Genomic DNA, 3,346 nt, shown 5'->3' on the forward strand with positions numbered 1-3,346 from the left:
GTTCCGGCCACGGTGAGCGGCGTGGTACGGGAGATCCACGTGCGCGAGGGGGACGAGGTGCGGGAGGGCACGCCGCTGATCACCGTCGACGAGGCGGCGGGCCAGGGCGCGGCCGCGAACGATGGAGCGGCGGCGAATGCGGCAGCGGCCGCGCCTGCGCCGGCGGCCGGGGGGCCTGCGTCCTCGCCTGCGCCCGCCGCGCCCGCGCCCGCGCCGGCCCCCGCGGCCCCGGGCAACGGCGCCCTCGTTCCCGCCGCGCCGTCCGTGCGCCGCTTCGCGCGCGAGCTCGGCGTCGACATCACGCAGGTGCGCGGCACCGGCCCCGGCGGCCGCATCTCCATGGACGACGTGAAAGCGTACGTTCGCGAGCGCCAGCAGGCCCTCGCCGCCGGCCTCCCGGGCGCCCTCGCCGCCGGCCTGCCGGCGGCGCCCGCCGTTCCGCTGCCGGACTTCTCCAAGTGGGGCGAGATCCGCCGGGAGAAGATGAGCGGCGTGCGCAGGGCGACCGCGCACCACATGGCCCGCGTGTGGGCCACCGTGCCGCACGTCACCCAGTTCGACGAGGCGGACGTCACCGAAATCGAGCGTTTCCGCAAGGCCTACGGGCCGCGCGTCGAGGCGGCCGGCGGCAAGCTCACGGTGACGGCGATCCTTCTGAAAGTCGTCGCCCAGGCGCTCAAGGTCTTCCCCAAGTTCGCCACGAGCGTCGACATGGCCGCGGAAGAGCTGATCTACAAGAACTACTGCCACATCGGCGTCGCCGTCGACACGGAGCACGGCCTGCTCGTGCCCGTCATCCGCGACGTCGACAAGAAGAGCCTGATCCAGCTGGCCGTGGAGCTCGGCGAGGTCGCGGAGCGGGCGCGCCAGCGCAAGCTCGCGCCGGAGGACATGCAGGGCGGCTGCTTCACGATCTCCAACCTCGGCGGCATCGGCGGCACCGGCTTCACGCCCATCGTGAACGCCCCGGAAGTGGCCATCCTCGGCGTGTCCCGCACGCAGGTGCGGCCCGTCTACACGGGCGACCGCTTCGAGCCGCGCACGATCCTGCCGCTTTCGCTGTCGTACGACCACCGCGTGATCGACGGCGCCGACGGCGCGCGCTTCCTGCGGTGGATCGTGGAGGCGCTGGAACACCCGTTGCTGCTCGCATTGGAGGGCTGAGCCGATGCCGACCGACAAGGCGCAGGTGGTCGTGCTGGGCGGCGGGCCCGGCGGGTACGCCGCCGCCTTCGCCGCCGCCGATCTCGGGCTGGACGTGACGCTCGTCGACGAGGCCGCCAACCCCGGCGGCGTGTGTCTCTACCGCGGGTGCATCCCCTCGAAGGCGCTGCTCCACGTGGCCGCGCTTATCCGCGAAGCGGAGCGCTCCAGCGAGTGGGGCGTCACCTTCGGCAAGCCGCGCGTCGACCTGGACCGGCTGCGGGCGTGGAAGGGCCAGGTCGTGCAGAAGCTGACAGGCGGGCTGGGGGTCCTCACGAAGCAGCGGAAGATCCGCTACGTGCAGGGCCGCGGCCGGCTGCGCGACGCGCACACGCTGGACGTGCGCCTGGTGGACGGCGGCGAGACGTCGATCGCGTTCGAATACCTCATCCTCGCCACCGGCTCGCGCCCGCTCGCCATCCCGGCGCTCTCGCTGGACAGCCCCCGGGTGATGGATTCCACCGCGGCGCTGGAGATCGAGGACGTGCCCAAGGAGTTGCTCGTCGTGGGCGGCGGCTACATCGGCGCGGAGCTGGCCACGGTCTACGCGGCGCTCGGCTCCAACGTGACCATCGTGGAGCTGACGGACGGCCTCCTGCCGGGCGTCGACCGTGACCTCGTCCGGCCGCTGCAGAACCGCATGAAGTCGGAGATGAAGGCGCTCCACTTCAACACGCGCGTGGTGGAGCTGAAGGAGAGCGGCAAACGCCTGCGTGCGCGCCTGGAGGGGCCGGGCATCGAGCAGCCGGAGCAGGAGTTCGACAAGGTGCTCGTGGCCGTGGGGCGCGTCCCCAACACGCAGGACATCGGCCTCGAACACACGCGCGTCGTCGTCGACGCCAAGGGCTTCGTCCAGGTCGACGCCGCGCGGCGCACGGCGGAGCCGCACATCTTCGCCATCGGCGACGTGGCGGGCCAGCCGATGCTGGCGCACAAGGCCTCGCACGAGGGGCGCGTGGCGGCGCAGGCCATCGCCGGGCGGAAGGTGGCGTTCGAGCCGCAGGCCATCCCGGCCGTCGTCTTCACCGACCCGGAGATCGCCTGGTGCGGCCTCACGGAAACGGAGGCCAAGGCGCAAGGGCGCGCCGTGCAGGTGGCGAAGTTCCCCTGGGGCGCGTCCGGACGCGCGACGACGCTCGGCCGCAACGACGGCGTCACGAAGGTCGTCGTCGACCCCGACACGAAGCGCGTGCTCGGCGTGGGCATCGCCGGGCCGGGCGCCGGGGAGATGATCGCCGAGGGCGTGCTCGCGGTGGAGATGGCCGCCCTGGCCGAGGACCTCATGCTCAGCATCCACCCGCACCCGACGCTGTCGGAGACGGTGATGGAGGCGGCCGAGGCGATCTACGGCCACGCGACGCACTTCTACGGATGAGCGGGCGGCCGCGGGCGCGGCCCGCGGTGTCGGCGTGGGGCGGCGCGAATCAAGACAGAAAGCCCGTCTGATTTCCCGAATAAGCGTAGTGTAATCGGATGGGTCGGAACACCCGCCCCACGCGAGGAGGCCCGGCATGTCCCCCAACACCAGCCCGGCCGCCGGCGCAGCGAACGGCGCCGCCCCCGGCTTGCAGCCCCGCGACCTGTTCCGCCTGCGCACCGCCGGCGACCTCGCCCTCTCCCCCGATGGGCGCCGGCTGGTGTACGTGGAACGCTCGTTGAACCCGGAGAAGAACGCGTACGAGACGCGGCTGATGGCCGTGGACTTTGCCGCGGACGGCGCGGCGGGGCCGCCGCGGCCGCTCACGGCCGGCACCAGCGACACGAGCCCGCGCTGGTCTCCCGACGGCCGCTGGCTGGCGTTCCTGCGCAGGGTGGACGGGGACGCGCAGATCTTTCTCCTTCCCACCGATGGCGGCGAGGCGCGACAACTCACGCGCGTCCGGGGCGGCTGCGGCAGCCCCGCGTGGTCGCCCGACGGGCGCTGGATCGCCTTCACGGCGCGGGTGGACGCGCAGGGCATCCGGCAGGCCGGCCACGATGCCCGGCAGGCCGGCCACGACACAGCGCCGCCGGACCCCATGGACGAGTGGGACCGCAAGTACAACGAGGACGTCCGCGTGATCACGCGGCCCATGTACAAGGAAGACGGGTTCGGCTTCTTCGGCGACCAGCGCAGCCAGATCGGCGTCGTGCCCGTGGAGGA

3 protein-coding genes are annotated in these 3,346 nt (G+C 72.9%); all 3 read left to right on the top strand.

The window, feature by feature from the left end:
• Nucleotides 1-1,164: 2-oxo acid dehydrogenase subunit E2 (locus tag IRZ18_09105; GenBank protein ID MBX5477262.1), on the top strand; the 1,164-nt coding region annotated here is incomplete at its 5' end.
• Nucleotides 1,165-1,168: 4 nt separating this feature from the next.
• The gene (gene lpdA / locus IRZ18_09110) at nt 1,169-2,578 is read left to right on the top strand and encodes a dihydrolipoyl dehydrogenase (GenBank protein MBX5477263.1); all 1,410 of its coding nucleotides are present in this window, start codon (nt 1,169-1,171) and stop codon (nt 2,576-2,578) included.
• 136 nt (nt 2,579-2,714) lie between these two features.
• A partial coding sequence (locus IRZ18_09115; protein MBX5477264.1) for a PD40 domain-containing protein occupies nt 2,715-3,346 on the top strand: 632 nt, incomplete at its 3' end.

It is taken from the genome of Clostridia bacterium, from assembly GCA_019683875.1.
GTDB lineage: Bacteria > Bacillota > Sulfobacillia > RBS10-35 > Bu92 > Bu92.

What these genes read in the sequence shown, in the direction of transcription:
- lpdA (MBX5477263.1), top strand. Translation starts at nt 1,169, where the DNA reads ATGCCGACCGACAAGGCGCAGGTGGTCGTGCTGGGCGGCGGGCCCGGC.